We start from the raw sequence: 25,376 nt of genomic DNA, 5'->3' as shown, positions 1-25,376 counted from the left end.
ATACATCCCTTTTAATTTATTTAGATATGATATTCATCTGTAATAGTTTTAAAATCATTTGCAAGTTCAACAATATGTGTGGTGCCTTTAATTATATTTTCTAGGGCAGTTACCTGCTCCTCAGTAGAGGCACTGACTTCTTCTGTAGCACTTGCTGCATTTGTAGCAACATTAGCTACTTGCTCAATTTTTTCTACTAAAGTATTTTTACCTTGATCAATGACATGAATTTGTTGTGCAATGTCATTGATAACTTTGTCCATATCTTCAATACTATGCTGAATGTTATCAAAGCTTTTGCTTGTATTTAAACCATGTTCTTGCATAGTATGCTGTGAAGTAAGGAAAGATTCAACATGGTGATTGAGAAGTTTAACATTTTTAATATTCTCAGAAACAATCATTTCAATTTCAGAAGCAAAATGAGAAGAAGTTTCTGCTAGTTTACGTACTTCTTCTGCAACCACTGCAAATCCTCGTCCAGACTCACCAGCACGTGCGGCCTCTATAGAGGCATTTAGGGCGAGAAGATTAGTTTGAGCAGCAATTTGTTGGATAGTACCTACAATATTTTGGATTTTATTAGAGTTATCATCAATCGTTACACTTTGTGTCTGAAGAGATGCTAAGGTAACTTTATTATTTTCAAAAGCTTTTTCTAGTAAACTTACATGATTGACACCATCGCCAATAGCTTCAGTTACTAAGGAAGAAGAGCGTAACATCTGTGTTGTTTGTTCAACACTGTATTGAATACAACTATGTAATTCTTGTGAAATAGCAATGCTTTCTTGAGTAGCCATTGTCTGAGCTGTTGCACCTTCAGCAATATGTGTAACGGCTGAAGCAATTTCTTCACAGGTTATACAATTTTCCTTGATAGCTGTTTGAGCAAAATGTGTATCAGAAGCTAGCGTTTCTGAAGAATGACTAAGTGTATCAATAAGTGCAGTCATACTATCCATTAAGAGGTTAACATTCTCAGACACAAGGAATAACTCTTGAATAGGAATAGTATTGGTATCTACACGTTTAGTTAAGTCTTTTTCTCTGGCTGCGTTCATAACACTAGCCATTACTTCTATAGGTTTAACTAACCTTCTTGTAAAGAATGTAATAAGTAAAGAAGCAACAATAAGAATGATAAGTACAACAGCAGAAACCATGAACATTTCTTTAAAGACAAAACCATACACTAAGTTTTTAGGAGCAAGTGTAATAAGTTGATAGCCTGCTTGATCTTGTGTAGCTGTTGTTAAATAAGTTGTTCCATCCATTTCAATTTCATCAAGATCAGGTGAGAAGTTAGGAATTAAATCGTTCAAATTTGCTCCAATAATATCCTCTTCAGAAGAAGCAACAACCATTAAATCATTTGAATAGGCAAAGACTTTGCTTTCTTTAAAGAGAAGGCTGTCTAATTGCTCCTTAATAATGTCATCCAGAGTATAGAGGTCCACGTCTACACCAATTACACCATTAAAGACACCGTTCATAGTAGTAATAGGGGCACTGATAGAAGCTACAAGATGATTCGTAGCCACATCTATTGCAGGTTTGCTAACTGTTAAGTGATTAACATTTTTAGTTTCTTGATACCAAGGACGAGTTGTTGGATCAAAGCCTGGTGGCACAGAGCCTGTGGCAATCATTTGTTTAGATTCAAAACCTACATAGATATGGGTAAATTGAGGGTATTGAGCTAAAATTTGATTGAAAAATTTCATTAGATCTTGTACTGCTTTATCTGAACCATTCCAAGATTTAATAATAGGCGTATCTTTTATATTTTGTAGAACTTGTGTAGCTTGTTCAATGGGTGCATTAATCTCTTTTAAAACACTAGTATTAAAGCTTTCCATTGTGTTATTCAGTAAAGCTTGGCTAGACTTAATAGTGTAGGTGATAAACATTCCAGATAAAATTAAGCTAGTAATAATAATTGAGGTGAGAGAAATCTGTAAGATTGCTCTTTGAATAGGTATTCGTTTTTTAGTATTCATATTGAGTTCTCCTTGATGTAGTTCTATAAGTAAAATCGAAATATTTCTTTTCAAGCGTATTGAAAATATGATGTTAAATACTATCTTATATTATATGTTATTTATATGAGTTAGTAAATGTTGTTAAATTGTTCAGTATTAAGTATAAATAAAAAGATATAAGGATAGAAAAAAATGATAAAAATGATAGGATATAAGTATAAGTAAGCGTTAAGAATGAAGGGGGATTTTATATGAAGAAATTAGTAGCAGGTTTGATGGCCCTTACAATGGCATTATCTTTAGGTGGCTGTGCTAAAGCTTCTGGTGGGGCAGAAGCAAAGGGAGGAGACTTAGTTGTATACTGCCCTCATCCACTTGAATTTATTGATCCACTTGTAGCTGAATTTGAGGCTGAAACAGGTGTATCTGTAGAAGTAATTGCTGCTGGGACTGGAGAGCTTATGAAGCGTGTAGAATCTGAAAAGGATAATCCACTAGGTGATATTCTTTGGGGAGGAACAATCACAACAGTAGAACCTATTAAGGATTATTTTGAACCTTATACCTCTGTTAATGAAGAAGCTATTTTAGATGCTTATAAGAATGTAGAAGGTAATATGACACGCTTTACTGCTGTACCGAGTGTTATTATGATTAACACAAATATTATTGGGGATATTGAAGTTAATGGTTATGAAGACTTACTAAATCCAGCACTTAAAGGTAAAATTGCAATGGCTGATCCAGCTAAATCTTCCTCATCTTTTGAGCACCTAGTAAATATGCTTTATGCAATGGGCAATGGTGACCCAGAACAAGGTTGGGACTATGTAGAGAAATTCATGGAGAATACAAACAATACATTACTTTCAGGTTCATCAGCTGTTTATAAAGGTGTAGCAGATGGTGAATATCCAGTAGGGCTTACATTTGAAGAAGGTGCTGCTAAATATGTTAATTCAGGCGCTCCTGTAAAAGTAGTTTACATGGAAGAAGGAACGATTGTTAAACCAGATGGAATCTATATTATCAAAAACTGCAAGAATATGGACAATGCTAAAGCTTTTGTAGATTTTGCAACAAGCAAAGATGCTCAAACAATGATTACTGAAGAACTTAATAGACGTTCTGTACGTAGTGATATTACAGGTGGAAAAGGTCTTGAACCTTATGAAAATATTAAGGTCATTGAAGATGATATTAATGTAGTTAACTCTAATAAACAAGTATGGCTTGATCGTTTCAAAGAAATCTATACAAAATAATGTTTAGGCAAAGGGGCCATCGTAAAAATGCCTTCTCCCAAGATGAGCAGGGCGGCTTTTGCGATAGCCCTTTTTAACGTAGAAAAGAGGGGATTCCATGAGTGTTGCTATTACAATTCAAAATGTAGTTAAAAAGTTTGGGGAAACGACTATTATTCCAGATTTATCAGTAGAAGTAAAAAACGGAGAATTCTTTACATTACTTGGACCTTCCGGATGTGGCAAGACCACTCTATTACGTATGATAGCAGGATTTAATTCCATAGAAGATGGTTCCATTTATTTTGACAAAAAACGTATTAATGATGTTGCAGCGCATAAGCGTAATATTGGAATGGTATTTCAAAACTATGCTATCTTCCCACATATGACAGTTAGAGAAAATGTAGAGTATGGCTTGAAATTACGTAAACTTAATAAAGCAGAAATCAAAGAAAAAGTTGATCATATTTTAGATGTTGTTAAGATTCGTGATTATCAAGAACGTTTACCAGAAAGATTATCAGGTGGGCAACAGCAACGTGTTGCACTTGCACGTGCAATAGTGATCCATCCCAGTGTACTTCTGATGGATGAACCTCTTTCTAACTTAGATGCCAAATTACGTATTGAAATGCGTTCAGCTATAAGGGAAATTCAAAAAGAAGTAGGGATTACAACGGTTTATGTTACTCATGATCAAGAAGAGGCACTTTCTATTTCAGATCGTATTGCGGTTATGAAGGATGGGGTTATCCAACAAATTGATAGGCCTCATACACTCTATACAAGACCTTATAATCAATTTGTAGCAACTTTTATAGGTTCTTCCAATTTATTTAAAGGACATATCAAGTGCTTTGAAGGGCATACCTTTGTAGTCTTTAATGATGGATATGAAGTTGAGATGGATAATTTGTTAGATACAGTTGAAAATGGGCAAGAAGTATGTATTGCAGTAAGACCAGAAGAATTTAAATTTGCAGAAGATGGATTAAGTGCAACGATTCATACAAGTACTTTTCTCGGGAAATATAACACGTATCAAGTAGAAGTTGAGGAGAAGATGATTGTACCTAATTTACCACCAGTAGAAGTTTCACAAGATATTGGGCATGCAACATGTATCTATGATGTAGGGGAGAAGGTACATCTGGTACCGAATGCCAAAAAGATGAATGTGTTTACAGCAGATGGTGAGAAGAGTCTCATTAAGGATGTGAAAAGATATGAATGAAACAAAGGTGAAACGCTTAAAAATAAAATGGGATTTTTGGTCAGTGATTACCATTATCATCTTTCTGCTCTTTGCCCTTTTTCTAATTTATCCATTATTTTCATTGCTTATAAGTAGCTTTAAAGATCCAGCAACGGGAGCTTGGAGTCTAGCGAACTTTAGTCGGTTTTTCACTAAGAAATATTATTATCAAGGGTTATTTAATAGTTTTGCAGTAACGACCTGTGCTACTGTGTGTGCAGTACTCATAGGTGTACCAATGGCATATTTTATGACTTCTTATAAAGTAAAGTTAAAAGGTTTGATGGAAATATTGATTATTATTTCTATGCTATCACCACCGTTTATTGGGGCCTATTCTTGGGTTGTTTTATGTGGACGTAGTGGTGTGATTACACAATTCTTTAACCAAGTTTTTAATATACAAATACCAACTATTTATGGTTTTAATGGGATTGTACTTGTCTTTACTTTAAAGTTATATTCTTTTATTTATCTTTATGTCTCCGGTGCTTTAAAGAAAATAGATGTGTCTTTAAGTGAAGCAGCAGAAAGTTTAGGATGTAGTGCAGTGAAGAAAGTGGTAACCATTATTATGCCTCTTATATTACCTACCCTTTTATCAGGCGCACTATTAGTTTTTATGAATGCATTAGCAGACTTTGGTACGCCAATGCTTATTGGAGAAGGATACAATGTTATGCCTGTTCTTATCTATTCAGAGTTTGTAGGTGAGATGGGGGGGAATGGTAATTTTGCAGCAGCAATGGCAACAATCATGGTTTTGATTACTGCCGTTCTTTTCTTAGGGCAGAAGTATATTGTAAATAAGAAATCTTTTGTCATGAGTTCTTTAAGACCTATTCAACCTAAAGCATTAAAAGGTTATAAAAATGTTCTTATGCATTTGTTTATCTATTTTGTTGTATTCTTATCTATTATTCCTCAGCTTACAGTGATCTACACGTCTTTCTTAAAGACTAAGGGTTCTATGTTTGTAAAAGAGTTCTCCTTTGATAGCTATATTAAAGTTTTCAATAAGCTTGGTGATAGTATTACTCATACTTATCTATTTGGGCTAGTAGCAATTGTGATTATTATATTATTAGGGATGTTTATAGCTTATCTTTCAACAAGAAGACGTAATATTTTTACAGGATTTATTGATACAGTTACCATGTTCCCTTATATTATTCCGGGTTCTGTTATAGGTATTACATTATTGCTTGCATTTAACAGCAAGCCCCTTCTACTAAGTGGAACAGCTATGATTATGATTGTGGCTTTTGTCATTAGACGTTTGCCCTACACATTAAGGTCTTCATCGGCTATTCTTTATCAGATTAGTCCAAGTATGGAGGAGGCTTCTATTAGTTTAGGTTCCTCACCAGTCAAGACTTTTTTCAAAATCACAGCGATGATGATGCTACCAGGGGTATTATCTGGTGCTATTTTAAGTTGGATTACAGTTATTAATGAGTTAAGTTCTTCTGTTATTTTATATACGGGTTCTACAAGGACTATGTCTGTTGCAATTTATACGGAAGTTATAAGGGCCAGTTATGGAACAGCAGCAGCGCTATCTACAATTCTAACTTTAACGACAGTTATTTCTTTACTCATATTCTTTAAGTTATCTGGAAGTAAAGAGGTTAGTCTTTAAGGATTGTGGATAAAAAGAAAATGTGTTAAAATTTAATAGAAAATAATAAATAATTAACAAAATAATGTGTAGTATGTGCATAACTCGTTAGCAAAAAGTAGAATGACAGTATTTAAAATGTGAATAAGTTAATAAGGGGTGGGATGAATGCGTTTTAGTGAACAGATAAGAAGGTCTTTCTTTGTTTATGCATTGATTCCAACCCTTTTATTATGTGTAGGGTGCTATATCTTTTTATATAGTATGAGTTATATTGCTCAAACCAAAAGAAATGAGCAAAATACACAAGTATTAGCAAGTCAACTAGAAAGTGAATTAAACTTTTATGAGATAAAGGCAGAGGAGTTGGCAGACCTTTTAAATAAAGAGATAAGTCATTTAGACGAGAAGAAATGGTATGAAGATATTTATACGTTCATGCGCCAAAGAGAGTTACAATGTAACTTTTATATTTTTGATACAGACTATAAAATTCTTATGAGTAATACAACGTTAATTCCTGAATATAGTACACAGACTTATAATTGGGGGATTTTTAAGAAGATGAGACTCGAGCCTGATACAGCATGGACTATGCCAAATAGAACTTACTTAGGACATGATAAGTTTACGATTCTTTCTATAGGCAAGGCGATTACCCAAGGTGAAGAAATAGTAGGCTTTATTGTATTTGACATTAAGGAAGATAGCCTAAAGAATATGGTAGGGAAAAATAGTCAGTATAATATCATGATTACAGACAGGCATAAAAATATTATTCTTACGACCAATGAGAGCTTTAAAAATGAAAACGGCAAAGTCAGGAATGACTTAGCAGATGAAACGGGATATTTAAAACTAATAGATAATGATGTCTATATATCAAGATCTACACTTTTTCAAGAAAATTTATATGTTTATACGATTTCATTTATAGGTTTCTTAGATGATTTATTAAGAATGGGCTTTTTGTTCTTACTTATTATGATTATTGTATTATTAGGTGCTCTATCTTTTGCGGCAAAGAAGGTGGCTAATGATAAAACAAAGGTAATTGATAAGATTGTAAAAGGAATTGAGGAAGTCCAAAGGGGTAACTTAGAAACTTATTTAGACATAAAAACACAAGATGAATTTGAATTTATTGCAACTGCTTATAACCAAATGTTAGAGGACATTAAAGCTTTAATCGAACTGAATAAAGAAAAGGCACGCCACAGTATTCAATCAGAAATTAAACAATTAGAAAGTCAGTTTAATCCTCACTTCATATTTAATACGTTAGAAATGTTAAGGTATACCATGAAACTAGATCAAGAGACTGCTTATAAAATCATTTTGAATCTATCATCTATTTTGCGTTATAGCATTAATGGAGGCCTTTCGGAGGTAACTATTGAAGAGGATCTTGGTTATACAAGAAGTTACTTAGAAATTCAACAATTTAGATTTCATGAACGTTTTGCATATTCTATAGATGTCTATGATCAAGCAGAGATTTATAAAGTACCCAAACTAACTATACAACCACTCATTGAAAATGCAATTAAATATGGCTTTAATAACCAAAAGAAGCTTACCATTAAGATTTCCATACGTGCAGTAGAGGAACAACTAGTTATTGTGGTCTATGATGATGGAAAGGGAATGAGTGCTGGGAAGGTAGCAAGTATTAATGAAATTTTACATACGAAGGGCAATCAACATATAGGATTATATAATGTGCATAGACGTATACAATTGATGTATGGAGAGCAATATGGATTAAGTATTATTAGTCAACTTGATGAAGGGACAGTTATTAAAATTACACTACCACTTTTGAACTCATAAGATTTAAGGAGACTGCAGCAAGGTAGTAGGGGGAACAAAGATGCTAAAAATAATAATTGTAGAAGATGAGTGGATTATTCGTAAAGGGCTTATAAGCACAATAGATTGGCTAGAGATGGGATGCTCAATAGTAGGAGAAGCAAGTGATGGGCAAGAAGGGCTAGAACTTATTGAGGAATATCTTCCAGATGTTGTAATTACAGATATTCGTATGCCTGTAATGGATGGGATAGAGATGATTAGAAAAGGGAAGAAGATACATGATTTTGAAAGTATTTTACTTACTAGTTACGAGGAATTTGAATATGCGAAACAAGCAATTAAGTTACAAGTTTTTGACTATCTTTTAAAACCTGTAGATGAGGAGAATCTAAAAAGTGCATTAACACGTCTGAGACAAAAAATTGAAGAAAAGGGTCAAATTCAAGATATTAAACAATTAGCGAAAGAACAAGAGAGACTCTATAACCCAGCCATTTTATTAGAGCAGGCAAAGGGGACCCAACCTCAAGTTGAGAAAGTATTAGAAATGATTGCGCAAGAATATACCGGACATTTAAGTATTGAATTGATAGCAGATGAAATGGGAATTAGTAGTAGCTATTTGAGTAGAAAGTTTAAACAAGTAACAGGTCATACCTTTGGAGAAATTTTAAATGGCTATCGTATTCAAAAAGCAACAGAGTTACTTTTAAGTCATGAATATAAGATTTATGAAGTTGCTGAAAAGGTAGGTTTTTCTGAGTATAAGAGTTTTTGTACAGTATTTAAAAAATGGGTAGGACTTTCGCCAAAAGAATTTATGAATCAAAAATATAAGTCAACTTAAATGCAAAATTAAGTTGACTTATATTTTTTTGTATGTTAACTTATTTTTAAACTAAAGGAGGCAAAAAAATATGGAAAATACTAAGCAATTTAATGCAAGAACGTTAACATTATGTGGATTATTTGCAGCATTAACAGCTATAGGAGCATTTATTAAAATACCATTACCACCACCACTAGTACCTTTTACGCTACAATTTCTATTTAGTGCACTAGCAGGTGTATTATTAGGTGCTAAAATAGGTGGATTATCTCAACTTATTTATGTTTTAGTAGGGTTAGTAGGTATTCCTATTTTTACAGAAGGTGGTGGATTTCACTATATACTTAAACCTACATTTGGATATTTAATAGGCTTTATAGTAGGGGCTTATGTGATTGGGAAATGCATGGAATACTTAAAAACAGTTAACTTTAAAAATTTATTTATAGCTTCATTAGTAGGATTATTAGTGGTGTATGTATTGGGTGTAATCTACATGTATGCCATTTATAACTTTTACATAGGAAATGAAATGGGACTTTGGAGTGCAGTATGGGGTGGTGCAATTATTTGTGCACCTGGTGATATACTTCTATGTGCTGTAACAGCAGTAGTTGGTACCAAACTTATTCCTATTCTTAGGAAGATGAGAGCAGTGGCATAATAACTTTAGGAGGTCAGAAGATGGATTGGCTTACAGCAATTAAAGATAAGGTATTAGAAGGTTACAAAGTAACAAAAGATGAAGCAATGAAGCTCATGCAGTATCCTCAACCTATACTGAGTCAGTATGCAGATGAAATTAGATTAAAGCATTGTGGGAACAGTTTTGATATGTGTGCGATTATTAATGGGAAAAGTGGAGCTTGTTCACAAGACTGTAAGTACTGTGCTCAATCAGCTCACTATAAGGGAATAGCAGAGGTATATCCTCTACAAGAGGCAGCTACATTTTTAAGAGATGGTAAAGAACATAAGGATGAAGGTGTACTTCGTTATTCCATTGTGACTTCAGGTAAACGTTTAAATCAAAAAGATATGGAAGCTATTATTCCTATATATGAACAAATACATACAAAAGTGGGGATTTCACTTTGCGCTTCTCATGGACTTTTAGGAGAAGAGGACATGAAGAAGTTAAAGGCAAGTGGTGTAAGGCGTTATCATAATAACTTAGAAACTTCTAGACGCTATTTTCCTTTTATTTGTTCAACACATACATACGAGGATAAACTAGAGACATTACAAGCAGCCAAAAGAGTGGGATTGGAAGTGTGTAGCGGAGGCTTATTTGGAATGGGAGAAACTTTAGAAGATCGTATAGATATGGCATTTGACTTAAGGGCATTAGAAGTAAAGTCTATTCCTATTAATGTTCTTGTTCCAATTCCAGGTACACCGTTAGAAGGGATCAGGCCTATTGCAGAAGAAGAAGTTTTAAAAACCATAGCCATCTATCGATTTATTCATCCAGATGCTAAAATCCGTTTAGCTGGAGGTAGAAGTCAGTTAACTGATGCAGGTAGGTATGCTTTTAAAGGTGGTGCCAATGCCACGATTAGTGGAAACTTACTTACGACATGTGGTAATACCATTCAAGATGACTTTAAACTATTAGAAGGATTAGAGTATGAGGTGAAGTTAGATGAGTAAAGGAATATTTATTACAGCAACAGATACCGATGCGGGAAAGACTTTTGTAACCAGTCTGATGGTAGAGGCACTTAGAAAACAGGGTATACAAGTAGGATATTATAAGGCAGCTTTAAGTGGTGGTTATTATGAGGATGGTAAGCTTATACCAGGTGATGCAAAGGAAGTTTTGACAAGAGCAGGTATAGAGGAAGAATATGATAGATGTGTTTCCTATACTTTTGAAACAGCAGTTTCTCCTCATCTTGCTTCACAAATAGAAGGAAGACCTATTAAACTTGATAAGATCAAAAGAGATTATGAGGCGCTCTCTAAAAGATATGAGTATATTACTGTTGAAGGAAGTGGCGGTATTATTTGTCCTATTCAAGTAAGTGATACAGAAGTGATTTTGTTAGAAGATATTATAAAGTTATTAGAACTTCCAGTGGTGATTGTAGCACGTGCAGGACTTGGAACAATCAATCATACCATACTAACAGTTGCTTATATCAGACAATTAGGAATACCTATTAAAGGGATTATTCTTAATGAGTATGAAATAGGTAATAGATTACATGAGGATAATAGGCAAATGATAGAACGTCTAAGTAAAGTGGAGGTTATAGCAACTATTCCAAGAATGAAATGCAAAGAGAAGCAAGCTGAGTTAGATATAGAGAAGCTTCTTGAACTATATAGTTAGCTAGATGAGCTCATGCTAATAAACTCATTTAAATAAAAAATGAATAGGTATTAATGAAATGGGAAGAGGTGAAGAGGTAATGGATTATATAGAAAAGGATTTAGAATATATATGGCACCCTTGTTCTCAGATGAAAGACTATGAAAGCTTTAAGCCTATAGTGATAGAAAAAGGAAAGGGGCTTAGACTTTATGATACACATGGTAATGTATATCTAGATGCAGTAAGTTCTTGGTGGTGTAATTTATTTGGACATTCAAATCCTAAAATCAATGCTGCACTTTGCAAACAAGTAGAAAGTTTAGAGCATGTGATTTTTGCTAATTTTACACATAAGCCTGTCATTGAACTGTGTGACAGGTTGCATAAAGTATTGCCTAAAGGGCTAGATAAGTTTTTCTTTACGGATAATGGTTCCGCTGCTGTAGAGGCGGCACTTAAAATGAGTTTCCATTATCATGCACAAACGGGGCAGTCTAATAAGAAACGTTTTATGGCTTTGACAGATGCTTATCACGGTGAGACCATAGGTGCATTATCAGTGGGAGATTTAGATATTTATACAGAAGTTTATAAGCCACTTATGATAGATGTAACAAGAGTACAAGGACCAGATTGTTATCGCTGTCCATATGGAAAGTGTAGAGAGAACTGTCAAGCAGAATGCTTTGAGAAAGTAGAAAAGGAATTAAAGATGTATGGACAAGAAGTATCAGCTTTTATTATAGAACCTTTGGTGCAAGCAGCAGCAGGGATGAAAATATATCCAGCTATTTATCTGAAGAAGCTAAGAGAAGCATGTGACCAGTATGACATCCACTTAATAGCAGATGAAATAGCTGTTGGATTTGGGCGTACAGGGAAAATGTTTGCTTGTGAACATGCAGGTATAAGCCCAGATATGATTTGTCTCTCTAAAGGTTTGACTGGTGGATATATGCCGATGGCTTTAGTAGCCACTACGAATAAAGTATATGACGCCTTTTATGCAGATTATTTAGAGGGGAGATCTTTTATGCATAGCCATACTTATAGTGGCAATCCTCTAGGTGCAAGTTGCGCACTTGCAGTACTAAATATTTTTGAAGACGAAAAAATACTAGAAGGATTACCAAGTAGAAATGCTTTATTTCATAAGAAAGTAGAGGATGCGCTAGGAGATTTACCTTACGTAGGTGAGATCCGTCATATTGGTTTTATTAATGGCATTGAGCTTGTACGAGATAAAAGGACAAAGGAGCCATTTTCAAGTGAGTTAAGAATAGGATATGAGATTTATAAAATAGCAGTGTCAAAAGGATTATTACTACGTCCATTAGGCAATGTACTCTATTTTAATCCACCTCTTAGTATGACAGAAGAAGAAATGGATGAGATGATTGCAATTTGCAAAGCAAGTATAGAAACCTATTTTAATGGAGTAATTAACAAATCTAAGCTTTGATTTTAAAATGAGTTTCTTCATTATATAAGATATATATTAGGTATTTATAATAAGTATATTTTTGATTGATAGCAAAATATTATTGACTTGTCTAAAAAACGTTTATATAATTAAATTGTAAAAAGAATTGCTATCAATTCTTTAACTATATAATAGTAAAAGTGGCTATTATATAGCACTAACGATTAAGCTACATTCTATAAGATTATAGACATGACTAGTTTTATACTTAATGTAATCCATAAGTGTAGGGTGCCTAAATTGAAACCTTGCAGTGTATAATAAAAAGAGGGATGCTTTTTTCACTAAGAGAGGAATTAGGTGAAGGACTGCTGCACCTGGTAAGCAAAGTATAGTACTAGGAAGGTTTTATAAAGGAGAATATAGCGTAGTAGTAGCTCAATGGGCACTACAAAGAAGCTAATTTAAGTTTGTCTATGTGTTTTAAGGGGGGACAACTTAAATTAGCTTTTTCTATATATAAATGTACAAGGAGAAGGTTACATGGACTTATTTAATCTAGAGAGTGGTAACACATGGGTATTTACAGGAGGAATAAATGTACAAGGAGGATGGCATCAAACACAAGGCGCTAGAAACTTCATTGGACATTTTGAAGAACATATTAGATGGGAAAAGCGAGATAATGACCATGTTGGGACAAGAGAACGTTATACAATCAATACTGCTCAAGCAGGTCAAAATATAAAATCAATTAATGAGAAATTTGATACATTAGTAAGTATGTATCAACCTAAGGCAGTAGCCTTTTTAGCAGGACCAGAAGATTATCACGGTAAATTTGAAACGGTGAGTATGTTTGAAGAAGCACTCAAAATATTTGTAGAAAAAGTAAAACAAATAGGTGCTGTAGTTATACTGCAGACTCCTGTACCTGCAAAAGAAGATGATCTTAATCAGCAAGCTCACAAGTGTGCTCAGGTAATGATAGAGATGGCAAAAGAAGATCATATGATTATACTAATAGATCATTATAATCAATGTGTGACCAAAGGAAAAAGTTATAGTAAAGGTGAATTAGATACACTCGGACATTTAGAGATAGGCTACCAGTTGATGCAGGGAACTATTGGTGATGTAACAACTTTTGCATTAGATGAAGTAGTGGAGACATATCAGAAGGGGCAAAGTACGCTAGAGGAAAATCCATATGCTTGCTCTATTAAGTCACTTATTCAAAGAGATAAAGATCAACCATTACGTTGGTTGTTTATAGGAGATAGTATTACACATGGTGCCTTGCATACACATGGGTATGCAAGTTTTCCTCAACTCTTTGAGCAATTTTTGAAAGATGAGTATGGAAGAGTGGGCGATGTGGTTATTAACACAGCTGTATCAGGTGCTACAACAAAAGACCAACTTGAAAACTATAAAGCACGATTTGAGATGTACAAAAAGTATGTGGATGTGGTCTTTATTATGTTTGGAACCAATGATTGTGTAAGTGACGTGAGTTTAGAAGCCTTTAGAAAAAATCTTTATAAAATAGTAAAAGATATTAAAGAAGTTGGGGCTATCCCTGTGCTCCGTGCACCTAATCCTTGTTTAGATGCACCAAGTGAAAGAGGTATAAGACTTATTCCATATGTAGAAGCCATAAAAGAATGTGCAAAAGAAAATGAAATTATACTGATTAATCATTATGATGAATGGATGCAAATGGGCCAAGCTCATCTGGCAATGATTAAACGCGGTGGTTGGATTGCAGCTGGGGATGAATCCTGTATTCACCCAGGGGCAGCAGGACATCTTAATATGTTTCATGGAGCAGTTAAGACACTGGGCTTATGGAATGAAAAATCTCAAATGCTACAGTTGGCTTATAAGTTAGAAGTATAATAAGTACATAATTACTTAGAAGTATTAGATATAAGAAAAGCTACTGCATTAAATGCAGTAGCTTTTTTATTTATTTTCTTCTTCAAAGTCTACATCAATAATAGGTTTTCCATCAGGCGTCGTTTTAGGTTTAGAAGTTTGTGCATGCTCACGAGAGAAGTTTACATGAATACCTAGTTTTTCACGCCAGCTTTTTGGAATAAGGAGTGAAAGAAGTCCTATAATAATAGCAATACCTGCTATACCTAATGCGATTGTAATGATGACACCAACAATAGAAAATACCCCTGCTAAAATAACACCTACAAGTGCAAGGATAGGGATTGCAATGACGATTGCAAGAATGGCAGCCCATATTCCATTGATGGACTTAGTGCCTATTTGAACATGAAAGTCAGATAGTTTCATAAAGTACCTCCTGGCTTTTCGCCTCATTTGTTAATATGTCTTAGTATACCATATAGTTTATAAAAAGCACTATTTATTAACAAAAATTAATGTTTAATATATGAAAATAGAGTTGAATTTAGAATTTTTACATAATAGAATAAAAAAGTATAGTACAATCTAGAAGAGGAAGGTGAAATGATGAAAGTAGAAATGAGCCCTTATTTAAAACAGGTTAAGCCTTATTTGATAAGTTTATTAAATAAGTTATTAGAAGTTTACCCATATGCTTCTATTTTAGGGACAGATGCTAAAGGGAAAAGTTATCGGGTATCACGTGCAGGGACCAATATTGGAAATGGCATGTTTGATGAAAGAGGCTTTGTTGCTAAAGTTTATAATGGTATAGGCTATAGTGAGTATGTTTTTAATGAAATAGATGCAAATAGTATAGATGAACTTTTAAACCAAATTATGAAAGTAAATAAGTTGCCGGAAGATTTGAGTGATAATCTTACCGAAGGACAATATGAAAAGCTTGAAGAAGAAAGCTGTACTTTCTCTAAAGCAAAAGAAATAGACCAACATCCACGCAGCTTAGGGGATGAAAAAATCATAGAGATATTAACAGCATTACATTCTAAAGGAAAATCTTTAGATGAGAGAGTTGTTGATTTTCGTGCAGATTTTGAATACCTAGAAATTAGTAAATGCTTTTTATCTAATAATAAAGATTTGGAGCAAAGCCTGATGTGGTCAACGGGTGCATTAATGTGTATGAGCGATGATGGTAACAAAAATAACTATCATTATAAAGGTTTCTCAGGGGCTTGTGGAAGTGAGCTATTAAATGAAATGGATAGCTCGGTAGAAGAAATTGTACAAATAGCTTGTGAACTTCTACATAGTGAAAAAATGATACCAGGTACATATGATGTGATTTGTGCACCGGATGTATCAGGTCTTATTGCACATGAAGCTTTTGGACATGGTGTAGAGATGGATATGTTTGTTAAAGACCGTGCCCTTGCAAAAGAATACATTGATGAATATGTGGCCTCCCCTCTTGTTACAATGCATGATGGGGCAGTTGGTGTAGAAAATACAGGTTCTTATTTCTTTGATGATGAAGGCACACTTGCCCAAGATATTGTTATTATCGATAAAGGGATCTTAAAACAAGGTATTAGTGACAGATTAACTTCTATGAAATTAGATACTAGACCAACAGGCAATGGTAGACGTGAAAGCTATGAAAGAAAAGCGTATACACGTATGACTAATACCTATTTTAAACCAGGAGATTCTAGTTTAGAGGAAATGATTGCTTCCATTCAAGATGGCTATCTACTTGATGCAAGTGCTAGTGGTATGGAAGACCCTAAAAACTGGGGAATCCAATGTATGGTAAGTATTGCAAGAGAAATTAAAGATGGTAAGTTAACAGGTAAAATCTTTTCACCAGTTGTATTAACAGGATATGTACCAGATTTATTAAAATCGATTTCTATGGTATCTAAGGATCTACAATTAGTAGGTACAGGTGCTTGTGGTAAAGGCTATAAAGAATGGGTCAAAGTATCTACTGGTGGTCCATATATTAAAACACGAGTAAGATTAGGATAAGGGGGGAAGATGATGAAAGAACAAATTTTACAAGCACTTAAAACAAATCAGATAGAGACCTATCTTATTAATGAAGCAGAAGTAGAGTCTGTAGAGTTATTCTTTGTAAAAAAAGAACTTGATATGAGTCGCATGAAAAAAGTAACACACTATGTTGTTAATGTATTTCGTGATTTTGAAAAAGATGGTACAAAGATGAGAGGCTCTGCAACAGCAAAGATTTATCCAAGTATGTCTTATGAAGAAGTAGATGATACACTTAAAGATGCATATTATGCTGCTTCTTTTGCAAACAATCTTTACTATCCTTTACCTAAAGGAGAGAAAGAAGATAAGATATGTACTCAGACCTCTTTAGCAAGTTATTCTTTAGAAGAATGTATTAGAAAGCTTACAGATGCCTTATTTAAATATGATACGCAAGAAGAAACTTTTATAAATTCAAGTGAAGTCTTCGTTGAAAAACGTACAATACATATTTTAAATTCAGAAGGGATAGATGTATCCTATGAAAAATACTGTGCAAAAGGAGAGTTTGTCGTTCAATGTAGAGTGCCTCAAGATGTAGAGACCTATCATGAGTTCTATTATGAAAACTTAGAATGTGAGGCACTTGCACTTAAAGTAAAAGGTGCACTAGAAACAACGGCATTAAGAGCACAAGCAAAAGACAATCCTCGTACAGGTAAGTACAAAGTTATATTATCAGATATCCATATAGCAACTTTATTAGATTACTATACCTTTAAATCTGCATCTAGCATGGTTTATCCAAAGTACTCTAATTTTAAAGTAGAAGACTGTGTGCAAGGGGAAGATGTAAAAGGGGATAAGCTAAATATTATATTAAAAGCAACAGATCCCTATAGTGGTGAAGGTATCAAAATGGTAGACCGTGTATTACTTCAAGATGGTGTTTTAAAAACTATTCATGGAGCATGTAAGTTTGCTCATTATCTAGGTATAGAGCCAACAGGGTCTTATGGTACTGTGAAAGTTGCAGAAGGTACACATACATTAGAAGAAATGAAACAAGGAACTTATTTAGAAGTCCTTAGCTTTTCCGATTTTCAAATAGATCCTTTTACTGGAGATTTTGGTGGAGAAATGAGACTTGCTCTTTATCATGAAGGGGATAAAGTTACACCACTTACAGGTGGCTCAATTTCAGGTAATATTCAAGAAGTACAGCATAATTTGATGCTTTCAAAGGAATGTCAAGTAAGAAAAGGTTATGAAGGTCCAGTATCTATCTGCTTAGAAGATATAATGGTTGCAGGAGAATAGGTTAAAATAAGGAAGGGACTATTGACACAATAGTCTCTTTTATTATGAAATCAGACTGAAAACATAATTTAATTATCAATTCTAATTTGAACTGGTGTTTAAAATATTATATAATATTTATGCTACCCATAAACAAATATAAAAAGCAGGAGAACTCAATATGGATAATCAAGAGATGACAACGTTAGAGTTTTATCAGACGTCTGTAGCAAAAGCTACGTATTGGATCGTTGTTGGGGCTATTGCTGCAGCGATGGTTGTTTCATTAGGGTGTAGGTTATTTGGATTTTACACATCTAAACCGATAGGAGGATTTATAGCTTTTGAATGTATTGGAATATTAGAGATAATAATCTTAAGTTACATTCTAAAAAAAATGTATGATGGAAATAAAATAGTAATTAAGACGTACCAAAAGTTTAAAGCATGTGTACTTATTATATGTATTTTAAACTTTGGAATGGTAATTAATTTAATGCCATCATTAATACTTTGGACAACGTGTATTTTCTTTACAGTTTTAGTAGCCTTACAGCAAGATTTTAAGCTTACAGTGATTAATGTCATCATAAATATTGCCATCATTGTAATGTATTTTATGACACACCCTATAACAGTGCTTAAAAGTGTTCCTGTAGGAGATGAAGTGATTGCACTGATTTTAGTTGGAGGGTTAAATACTGCTGCTATTGTGGTTATGAGCTATTTCTCAGGACATATTTTGGCAAATGTAGGGCAAGAACGTATGATGAAAAATAACCAAGCATTAAAGATGATTATTAGTAAAGTAAGCTTACTAATGGATAAGTTGACAGATGCTTCTCATTCCTTAACTTGTATTGCACAAGAGGAAACAGCTTCTATGGAAAATATATATGAAGTGAGTAGAAGAATCGTACAAGGTAATACTAAGATGCTTGATAAGTCATCACAAAGTAGAGAAAATCTTTTAAATCTAAAAACTGGGGTAGCCAATATATCAAACCAAATGAAAGAAACACAAAATATTTCTAATGAGCTTGTGCAGTTATTTATTAATAATGAGAAACAGCTAAATAATATTTTAAATATTAATAAAGAAATTGCAACTTCTACCAATCATACACTAGAAGTTGCACAGGAGCTACAAAGTAAAACAACTCAAGTGGATAGCCTATTAAATATTATAGAACAGGTTGCAAATGAAACTAATTTATTAGCATTAAATGCATCAATAGAAGCTGCACGTGCTGGGGAGCATGGTAGAGGATTTGCAGTTGTAGCTGATGAGGTGAAGAAACTTTCCGATAGCACTACAAAATCTTTACAAAATGTAAATGAAGTGATTAATAACTTCAAGCAAGATGCTAATTTAGTAGAAGGTCTTATGAGAGAAAATACAAAGCAAATAGGGGATCATAACAATGTAATTACTCAAATGGGACAAGATATTAATCAGATGTTAGAACAGCTAAAAGTAGCTGCTAATAAAGTAACCGTTGTAGATGAATTGGCAGAAAAACAATATGGGTATACGAAGCAGACGGTAGAATTTAATGAAGAAGTTACAAATAGCATGAAAGATGAAGTGACTCAAGTAGAGGGAATAACAGAATTAGTTGAAGACAATAAACATGCTATAGAACAAATTGTATGTCATATCGAAGATTTAAACCAAATTATTGATGAGATCCAAGCTTTGCTAAAATAATACTTTTAATATCTAATAAAAGAGGTATATCAGATGACAAATATAAAAATTAGAGGTATTGAAGTTCAGCGAGGACAAAATGTTGTATACGCTGATTCTTATATTGAGCATTTTAAAAAGCAAGGAAAAAATATTGAGCGGTTATTAGAAGGTTATGGAAGAGAACAGTATTATATAGCTGATAGAGAAAAAGAAAATACATTATCATTGGGGTATGAAGCTACAAAAGTACTTTTAGAAAAAGAGGGTTTGAAGGGAGAAGATATAGACATTATAGTATTTTGTTCTCAAAGTCCAGAGTATTTAATTCCTTCACAGGCAGTTATTTTACATGGACTTATTGAAGGCAGTAGAAAGGCACAGGTTATGGATATCAATGTTAACTGTGCAGGAATGTTAACTGGCTTTGATACTGTAGTACAAATTATGCAGGCCAAATCATATCTTAAAAGAGCACTTATTGTAGGAGCTGAGTGCTTAACTTTTACAACTACAGACAAAGATGAGTATACCTATCCTATATTTGGAGATGCAGGATGTGCAGTTATTTTAGAAAGAACAAAAGAACAAGAATCTGGTTTTATTGATAGTACATATCGTACAGACGGTAAGACATGGGGATTAGTAACGTACCCTCAAAAAGGTTTTTCACAATGTGTAACAGAAAAGGTAGAAGAACTATATATGAAGTGGACACCTTTTGACGCAGATTTTGTAGCGGGATATATGAAAGATGCATTAATAGAACTGTTAGATAGAAATGCTTACACATTAGAAGATATTAAACTCGTTTGTTCTTCACAATATGCATTAGGATTGGTAGAAAACTGTAGTAAGGCATTAGATGTGCCAAGGGATAAGTTTATATACATAGGGAATGAGTATGGTTATACAGGAACATCGTCACCTTTTATAGCACTTTATGAAGCTATAAAAGAAAAGCGTATACAAAGAGGCGATTTAATTAACATGTGGACAGTAGGGACACATTGGACAATAGTAAGTATTCTTATGAAGTATTAAGTAATAAAAGTTTATGAGTAGCAAAAAAGGACCTATAAGGTCCTTTTTTTAATGAGATAAAACAGCTTTTAAATCTGGGTCTTTTTTAGAGTATTCTAAAAAGCCAGTATGAAGCTTGATTGCTTTTTCTAAATCTATTTTACTTTCTTCAAGATGCCCAAGTAAGGCGTGGAAGCAAGCTCTATTATAATAGAGAAAACCCTCCTCAACAATATGAGAGATACCATCATTGAGAATTTCTAATCCTGTTTCAATTTCACCTTGTTCTTTATAGAGAACTGCCAGATTTAAATAAGTATAAGGATAAGAAGTATCATGAGTTAAAGATTGCTTGTAATAATGAATGGCTTCGGTGTAACGATTAAGCTTAGAGCTTATAACACCCATGTTAAAGAGTGCCACTGAATGATGTGGTTCTAATGCTAGCGCACGCTTAAACATTTGATGTGCAAAGTCAATCATACCTTGAATTTCATAAATAGATCCTAGATTAGTAAGTGCCCAAAAATCATCAGGAACCATTTCAAGAAGTGCTTTATACGTTTCGATAGCTTTAGAGGTTTCTCCTAAGATATCATAGGCATTAGCCAAGAAAAAATAGGCTCTATCATAAAAAGGATCTATTTCAATAGCTTTTTGATAATGAGCAATGGCCATTTCATAGTTTTGATCATCATCATATAAAGAAGCAATACCATAATAGGCCATAGATTCATCTGGATCTTCCTTGATAATAGCTTCATAAGTTGAAAAAGCCTGTTCTTTATTATTTAACGCTTGATAGCATAGTGCAATATTTAAGCGAGTATAGGTATCTTGATCTTCGTTGTAAGCTTGTAAAAAGTAATTAAGTGCTTTTAAATATTTACCATCTTCGTAGGCTATTTCGCCCAACTGTGTTATATCCATAATTCTTCCTCTGCTTTTTATAAATGTTTAGCTCTTATTATAGCATATAAAGCAAGGAAGGAAAAATATTGAGTAAAGTTATAAAATGGTAATACTATAAGCTGTTGTTTGAGGAGGTATAGATTTAGTCATAGCAGAAGAATGAACAACTTTTACATCAATACCTGTATTTAAATCAGATAGTTTATAAGCTTTTTTGTTTTTACTATTTTGGATAGTTGTTTCAGGTGTAACTTTAAGTACGATTTGATTTTTAGTATCAGTAGATTTTCCGGCAGGAACAACTGTCACTGTATCATCTGCAAAGTTAATTGCAATGATTTGCGCACGATCAATAGTAACAGTATCACTAGGTTGAGCTGGAGTAGTTGGTGTACTAGTAGTTGGTTTTACAAGATTTGTTTCACTTTCTGTAACTGTTACGCTATAGCCAAGATCTTTAGCTAGGTTATAAATAGGAGCATAAACTTGATTGTTATAAATAATGGCAGGAACGTTCTTCATAATTTGTTTGCCATCAAGGGTATACTTATAATTATTATTTAAGGATGCCTTGATAGGATAGAGTTTATTGGCTGCCCAAACAGTTCCTAATAATGATGAAAGGGTTAGAGCAATGACGCCCCATAAAGCTAATTTACGTTTCATAGTAAACCTCCAATAAGTAATATTTGTCATTTATTATCTGCAAGTATAAAAAAAATATACATGACAGAAAAAAACAAGATTAATGGACATAAGTCAAATGTTAACTTATAATATGAAATATATAACAAAAACTAAAAAATAAAGTAAATTGAAAGTGAGGCGAGTGAATATGGCATTAGAGTGGGACTTAACCCCTTTATATGATTCATTTGAAAGTGAGAAATTCAAAGAAGATTTAAAAAAAAGTTCGATTTTAGTTGATGAAATGAAAGAATGGATAGACATAAATTTTAATAATCATGAGGATGAAGTTGAAAAATTAGAGAACTTTATGAAAAAAGATTTAGAACTATATAGCTATCAAGAAAGATTAGGCGCATTTATTCATTTAACCCTTAGTACAAATTCAAAAAATGAACCTGCGATTAAGAACAATGCAATTTTGCAAGCAAAAAGAAATGAATTAGCAGGACCTATGGCGAAAGTGAATAAATGGATTGCCCAAATTGAAGATTTAGCTACATTATTAGAAAAGTCATCTCTTCTTAAAGAACATAATTTTTACTTAAGTGAAATTGTAGCTAACAATGCACATAGCTTAAGTGAAAAAGAAGAAACCATGTTAGCAAAATTAAAAGAAACAGGTTCTTCAGCATGGGAAGATTATAAGAATCTTATTATTTCTACTCATAAAGTAGAGATTGAAGAAGAAGAGGGGATGAAAGAGTATCCATTAACAGTTGCACTTAATATGGCATATGACACAGATAAAAAGGTAAGAGAACGTGCATATCATGCTGAAATTGCGTCATATAAAAAAATTGAGGATGGTGTAGCAGCTGCACTTAATGGTATTAAAGGAGAGGCTATATCTGTATGTGCTTTAAGAGGATACGAATCTCCACTTGAGATGACACTTAATCAATCTCGTATGGACCGTGAGACACTTGAGGCAATGCTTGGTGCAATGCGTGAAAGCTTCCCTAAGTTTAGAAGTTATTTAAGAAGAAAAGCAGAACTTTTAGGTTATAACAATGGGTTACCATTTTATGAAATGTATGCACCAGTATGTGATGCAGATATGACTTATAGTTATGAAGATGGGCAAGCTTTTGTAGAAAAGCAATTTAGAAAGTTCAGTGAGAACTTAGGTAACTATGCAGTTAAAGCATTTGATAATCACTGGATTGATGTATATCCAAGAGCAGGTAAACGTGGTGGGGCATTCTGTTCTACAATTCGTACAATCAAAGAATCTAGATTTTTACTTAATTATGGCAATAGTTTTAGTGATGTTATTACAATGGCTCACGAGTTAGGACATGGGTTCCATGGTGCATGTTTAAATAATGAATCACCATTTAATACATCTTATCCAATGCCGCTTGCAGAAACAGCATCTACTTTCTGTGAAACTATTGTGAAAAAAGCTGCTATTAAGGAAGTAGATAAAAAAGCAGCCTTTTCTATATTGGAAACAGAGATTTCTGATGCAACACAAGTTATTGTAGATATTTATTCACGCTATTTATTTGAAACAGAAGTATTTGAAAAACGTAAAGTGAGTCCACTTACAGTAGAAGAAATTAAGAATGCCATGCTAAATGCACAAAAAGAAGCTTATGGTGATGGCTTGGACCCAGAATATTTACATCCATATATGTGGACATGGAAACCACACTACTACTTCACAACCAGAAACTTCTACAACTTCCCATATGCATTTGGTCTTCTTTTTGCAAAAGGCCTCTACGCAGAATACTGTAAAAAACCAGAGACTTTCCCAGAAGAATATGAGAAAATCCTTGCACTTACAGGTAAAAATAAAATCGTAGATGTTACAAAGGCCGCAGGCATCGATGTTCATGATATTGAGTTCTGGAAAGCATCTCTTAAAACAATAGAAGAAGATATTGATACATTTATCAAATTAAGCTACGAAATTTAAATTTGAGAAGTTGGAATACAATAAGCTTACTTACATGCCCTCACACTTAACCAAATATTTATTTTATAGTAAAAAGGACTAACCTATTAAATTGTAATAGGTTAGTCCTTTTCTTATATACTTACACATTATCAGTATGACAATAGCTAAATGGGAGTGGGAACCAAGAGTGAATAATGTGACTAAAACTTCTTAGTTCTTGAGGAATGAAGCTAACTGGATCACAGATAAAGTGTGTGGCTTCTAAGTGAGATAGACTGATGTCAGGTGTATGTGTTGTAGGTGAAACTTGGATAGTATCACTAACTTCAATTGAGAGTATTACTTGATCTTTGATTTCTAAAATAAGTTTTCCTTTTTCAAGAGGTTCATAGCTTGCTTTTAGTTCTAGGAAGGCTTGAATGAAATTTTGATAGTTTACAATTTTAAGTTGTGTTGCCGTAGCCATTCTATAGTTTTCCGCAAAACTCATCAAGTATTTAAGATTCTCTTGATCGTGTAAGCCAATAGATAAGTTAACACCATCTAAATCTAGTTTATTTAAGATTAAAGATAAGAATGAGCCAAGAAGGCTAGTATCTTCAATGTAGAAATCTAAAATATTAGAGCCAGCAAGAATCATATATCCTTTTAGAATTCCATCATTATAAAGAGCATAAGGCTTTGCTTCCCAAGATTTACAAATAGCAACAAAATCTTTTAATGGACGAATGCTATGAAGTGGTTTAGCATGATGCCAATTTGAGATTTGTTGTAGATCATCTTGAGATAGCGTATCAAAAGACTTAAGTGTATCTGTAGTTGAATGAGTAATTCCTTTGTGTTTTAAGTTTACTTTGTCAACAACTAAATGTATTAGTGAGCCTGTTGGTGTAAAGCCAAAGTATTCATAGCGTTGTCTTTGGCCACTTAAAATAGCAAAGTCAGCTTGTTCAGTCTCAATAAAGGACATAGCGTTTTTCATAAGTTGTTTCATATGTCCTTGCCCACGACTATAAGGATGAACAGAAACAGTACCAATTCCCATACCTTTTAAAAGTTGATCTCCAGTTTGTAAAGTTAGTGGAAAACATCCTACCATAGCTTTAATACGGTCATTTTCTTTAGCTATAAAATGATAAGGTGCTAAATCTTCTCTTCCATCATAGAGCTTAGGAAGAAGCTCTTTAAAATCAATTTTAAAAACGTAATTACCGAAATCCAATAAATCAGCGTATTCAGATGATGTACCAATGGTATAATTAATCATAAATCCCCCTATAAGAATAAATTAGATATAATTTTATTGTAGAGTAAAATAAAGTAAGGAACAAGAGTTTTAAAGAAGTAGCGAGAAAAAAGAGTATTAGTCCAAATAGAATATAAAATTAATTATGAGATTGAAAAACCTAATATTTAAAAAATAGATAATGTAATAGGGAGCATAGTTATTTAACTTGTCAAAAACATATTATTAAAGAG

The 25,376-nt window shown here is 33.4% G+C and carries 20 protein-coding genes; 15 read left to right on the top strand and 5 right to left on the bottom strand.

Annotation, left to right across the window (positions count from 1 at the left end):
• Positions 1 to 20 precede the first annotated feature (20 nt).
• Positions 21 to 2,003 carry a methyl-accepting chemotaxis protein gene (locus BN2390_RS18885; RefSeq protein WP_053985845.1) on the bottom strand — a complete coding sequence of 661 codons (1,983 nt, stop codon included), beginning with the start codon at positions 2,001 to 2,003 and terminating at the stop codon, positions 21 to 23.
• 233 nt (positions 2,004 to 2,236) lie between these two features.
• On the opposite strand from BN2390_RS18885, the gene BN2390_RS18880 reads away from it, so the two are divergent.
• From BN2390_RS18880 to BN2390_RS18835, 10 genes are all read left to right on the top strand, one after another.
• Positions 2,237 to 3,250 (top strand): ABC transporter substrate-binding protein, encoded by a 1,014-nt coding sequence (locus BN2390_RS18880; protein WP_053985844.1) that lies wholly within the window; start codon positions 2,237 to 2,239, stop codon positions 3,248 to 3,250.
• A gap of 97 nt (positions 3,251 to 3,347) precedes the next feature.
• The gene (locus BN2390_RS18875) at positions 3,348 to 4,466 is read left to right on the top strand and encodes an ABC transporter ATP-binding protein (protein ID WP_053985843.1); all 1,119 of its coding nucleotides are present in this window, start codon (positions 3,348 to 3,350) and stop codon (positions 4,464 to 4,466) included.
• A 7-nt stretch (positions 4,467 to 4,473) separates the two neighbouring features.
• Complete coding sequence (locus BN2390_RS18870; protein WP_053986373.1) at positions 4,474 to 6,129, top strand: ABC transporter permease; 1,656 nt, start codon at positions 4,474 to 4,476, stop codon at positions 6,127 to 6,129.
• Between the two features lie 147 nt (positions 6,130 to 6,276).
• A complete protein-coding gene (locus BN2390_RS18865; protein ID WP_053985842.1) occupies positions 6,277 to 7,941 on the top strand; it encodes a sensor histidine kinase in 1,665 nt (554 codons plus the stop codon).
• A gap of 40 nt (positions 7,942 to 7,981) precedes the next feature.
• Entirely contained in the window at positions 7,982 to 8,770 is a 789-nt protein-coding gene (locus tag BN2390_RS18860) for a response regulator transcription factor (RefSeq protein ID WP_053985841.1), read from the top strand.
• Positions 8,771 to 8,840: 70 nt separating this feature from the next.
• A complete protein-coding gene (locus BN2390_RS18855; RefSeq protein ID WP_053985840.1) occupies positions 8,841 to 9,416 on the top strand; it encodes a biotin transporter BioY in 576 nt (191 codons plus the stop codon).
• 20 nt (positions 9,417 to 9,436) lie between these two features.
• Positions 9,437 to 10,405, top strand: coding sequence for a biotin synthase BioB (gene bioB / locus BN2390_RS18850; protein ID WP_053985839.1), 969 nt, complete (start codon positions 9,437 to 9,439; stop codon positions 10,403 to 10,405).
• On the top strand, positions 10,398 to 11,090 hold the full coding sequence (gene bioD / locus BN2390_RS18845) for a dethiobiotin synthase (RefSeq protein WP_053985838.1): 693 nt from the start codon (positions 10,398 to 10,400) through the stop codon (positions 11,088 to 11,090). The genes bioB and bioD overlap by 8 nt, the downstream gene beginning before the upstream one ends.
• A 79-nt stretch (positions 11,091 to 11,169) precedes the next feature.
• On the top strand, positions 11,170 to 12,534 hold the full coding sequence (gene bioA, locus BN2390_RS18840; protein WP_053985837.1) for an adenosylmethionine--8-amino-7-oxononanoate transaminase: 1,365 nt from the start codon (positions 11,170 to 11,172) through the stop codon (positions 12,532 to 12,534).
• A gap of 504 nt (positions 12,535 to 13,038) precedes the next feature.
• Positions 13,039 to 14,397, top strand: coding sequence for an SGNH/GDSL hydrolase family protein (locus BN2390_RS18835; protein ID WP_053985836.1), 1,359 nt, complete (start codon positions 13,039 to 13,041; stop codon positions 14,395 to 14,397).
• Between the two features lie 66 nt (positions 14,398 to 14,463).
• Here the strand turns inward: BN2390_RS18835 and BN2390_RS18830 are convergent, their stop codons facing one another.
• Positions 14,464 to 14,805 carry a hypothetical protein gene (locus BN2390_RS18830; RefSeq protein WP_053985835.1) on the bottom strand — a complete coding sequence of 114 codons (342 nt, stop codon included), beginning with the start codon at positions 14,803 to 14,805 and terminating at the stop codon, positions 14,464 to 14,466.
• A gap of 177 nt (positions 14,806 to 14,982) precedes the next feature.
• Here BN2390_RS18830 and BN2390_RS18825 point away from each other — a divergent pair, with 177 nt between their 5' ends.
• The 4 genes from BN2390_RS18825 to BN2390_RS18810 all read left to right on the top strand — a co-directional run bounded on the left by BN2390_RS18825 (position 14,983) and on the right by BN2390_RS18810 (position 20,410).
• Positions 14,983 to 16,410, top strand: a complete 1,428-nt coding sequence (locus tag BN2390_RS18825) for a TldD/PmbA family protein (protein ID WP_330373824.1) — start codon at positions 14,983 to 14,985, stop codon at positions 16,408 to 16,410.
• A 12-nt stretch (positions 16,411 to 16,422) separates the two neighbouring features.
• The gene (locus tag BN2390_RS18820) at positions 16,423 to 17,697 is read left to right on the top strand and encodes a metallopeptidase TldD-related protein (protein ID WP_053985834.1); all 1,275 of its coding nucleotides are present in this window, start codon (positions 16,423 to 16,425) and stop codon (positions 17,695 to 17,697) included.
• Positions 17,698 to 17,857: 160 nt separating this feature from the next.
• Positions 17,858 to 19,387 (top strand): methyl-accepting chemotaxis protein, encoded by a 1,530-nt coding sequence (locus BN2390_RS18815; RefSeq protein WP_053985833.1) that lies wholly within the window; start codon positions 17,858 to 17,860, stop codon positions 19,385 to 19,387.
• A gap of 33 nt (positions 19,388 to 19,420) precedes the next feature.
• Positions 19,421 to 20,410, top strand: coding sequence for a 3-oxoacyl-[acyl-carrier-protein] synthase III C-terminal domain-containing protein (locus BN2390_RS18810; RefSeq protein ID WP_053985832.1), 990 nt, complete (start codon positions 19,421 to 19,423; stop codon positions 20,408 to 20,410).
• Positions 20,411 to 20,458: 48 nt separating this feature from the next.
• Here BN2390_RS18810 and BN2390_RS18805 read toward each other — a convergent pair whose 3' ends face one another.
• A complete protein-coding gene (locus tag BN2390_RS18805; protein WP_053985831.1) occupies positions 20,459 to 21,319 on the bottom strand; it encodes a tetratricopeptide repeat protein in 861 nt (286 codons plus the stop codon).
• A 78-nt stretch (positions 21,320 to 21,397) separates the two neighbouring features.
• The gene (locus tag BN2390_RS18800) at positions 21,398 to 21,967 is read right to left on the bottom strand and encodes a hypothetical protein (protein WP_053985830.1); all 570 of its coding nucleotides are present in this window, start codon (positions 21,965 to 21,967) and stop codon (positions 21,398 to 21,400) included.
• Between the two features lie 169 nt (positions 21,968 to 22,136).
• On the opposite strand from BN2390_RS18800, the gene BN2390_RS18795 reads away from it, so the two are divergent.
• Positions 22,137 to 23,915: a M3 family oligoendopeptidase gene (locus BN2390_RS18795; RefSeq protein ID WP_053985829.1), complete on the top strand. Its 1,779-nt coding sequence runs from the start codon at positions 22,137 to 22,139 to the stop codon at positions 23,913 to 23,915.
• 121 nt (positions 23,916 to 24,036) lie between these two features.
• On the opposite strand, the gene BN2390_RS18790 is transcribed toward BN2390_RS18795, so the two are convergent.
• Positions 24,037 to 25,164, bottom strand: a complete 1,128-nt coding sequence (locus BN2390_RS18790) for a GNAT family N-acetyltransferase (protein ID WP_053985828.1) — start codon at positions 25,162 to 25,164, stop codon at positions 24,037 to 24,039.
• Between the last annotated feature and the right edge of the window lie 212 nt (positions 25,165 to 25,376).

It is taken from the genome of Niameybacter massiliensis (assembly GCF_001282685.1).
GTDB classification, from domain to species: Bacteria; Bacillota; Clostridia; order Lachnospirales; family Cellulosilyticaceae; genus Holtiella; species Holtiella tumoricola.
This window is presented reverse-complemented; position numbering and strand designations above follow the sequence as displayed.

Coding starts and splice junctions, on each gene's coding strand:
- BN2390_RS18885 (WP_053985845.1), bottom strand. CDS start 2,003: ATGAATACTAAAAAACGAATACCTATTCAAAGAGCAATCTTACAGATT.
- BN2390_RS18880 (WP_053985844.1), top strand. CDS start 2,237: ATGAAGAAATTAGTAGCAGGTTTGATGGCCCTTACAATGGCATTATCT.
- BN2390_RS18875 (WP_053985843.1), top strand. CDS start 3,348: ATGAGTGTTGCTATTACAATTCAAAATGTAGTTAAAAAGTTTGGGGAA.
- BN2390_RS18865 (WP_053985842.1), top strand. CDS start 6,277: ATGCGTTTTAGTGAACAGATAAGAAGGTCTTTCTTTGTTTATGCATTG.
- BN2390_RS18860 (WP_053985841.1), top strand. CDS start 7,982: ATGCTAAAAATAATAATTGTAGAAGATGAGTGGATTATTCGTAAAGGG.
- BN2390_RS18855 (WP_053985840.1), top strand. CDS start 8,841: ATGGAAAATACTAAGCAATTTAATGCAAGAACGTTAACATTATGTGGA.
- bioB (WP_053985839.1), top strand. CDS start 9,437: ATGGATTGGCTTACAGCAATTAAAGATAAGGTATTAGAAGGTTACAAA.
- bioD (WP_053985838.1), top strand. CDS start 10,398: ATGAGTAAAGGAATATTTATTACAGCAACAGATACCGATGCGGGAAAG.
- bioA (WP_053985837.1), top strand. CDS start 11,170: ATGGATTATATAGAAAAGGATTTAGAATATATATGGCACCCTTGTTCT.
- BN2390_RS18835 (WP_053985836.1), top strand. CDS start 13,039: ATGGACTTATTTAATCTAGAGAGTGGTAACACATGGGTATTTACAGGA.
- BN2390_RS18830 (WP_053985835.1), bottom strand. CDS start 14,805: ATGAAACTATCTGACTTTCATGTTCAAATAGGCACTAAGTCCATCAAT.
- BN2390_RS18825 (WP_330373824.1), top strand. CDS start 14,983: ATGATGAAAGTAGAAATGAGCCCTTATTTAAAACAGGTTAAGCCTTAT.
- BN2390_RS18820 (WP_053985834.1), top strand. CDS start 16,423: ATGAAAGAACAAATTTTACAAGCACTTAAAACAAATCAGATAGAGACC.
- BN2390_RS18815 (WP_053985833.1), top strand. CDS start 17,858: ATGGATAATCAAGAGATGACAACGTTAGAGTTTTATCAGACGTCTGTA.
- BN2390_RS18810 (WP_053985832.1), top strand. CDS start 19,421: ATGACAAATATAAAAATTAGAGGTATTGAAGTTCAGCGAGGACAAAAT.
- BN2390_RS18805 (WP_053985831.1), bottom strand. CDS start 21,319: ATGGATATAACACAGTTGGGCGAAATAGCCTACGAAGATGGTAAATAT.
- BN2390_RS18800 (WP_053985830.1), bottom strand. CDS start 21,967: ATGAAACGTAAATTAGCTTTATGGGGCGTCATTGCTCTAACCCTTTCA.
- BN2390_RS18795 (WP_053985829.1), top strand. CDS start 22,137: ATGGCATTAGAGTGGGACTTAACCCCTTTATATGATTCATTTGAAAGT.
- BN2390_RS18790 (WP_053985828.1), bottom strand. CDS start 25,164: ATGATTAATTATACCATTGGTACATCATCTGAATACGCTGATTTATTG.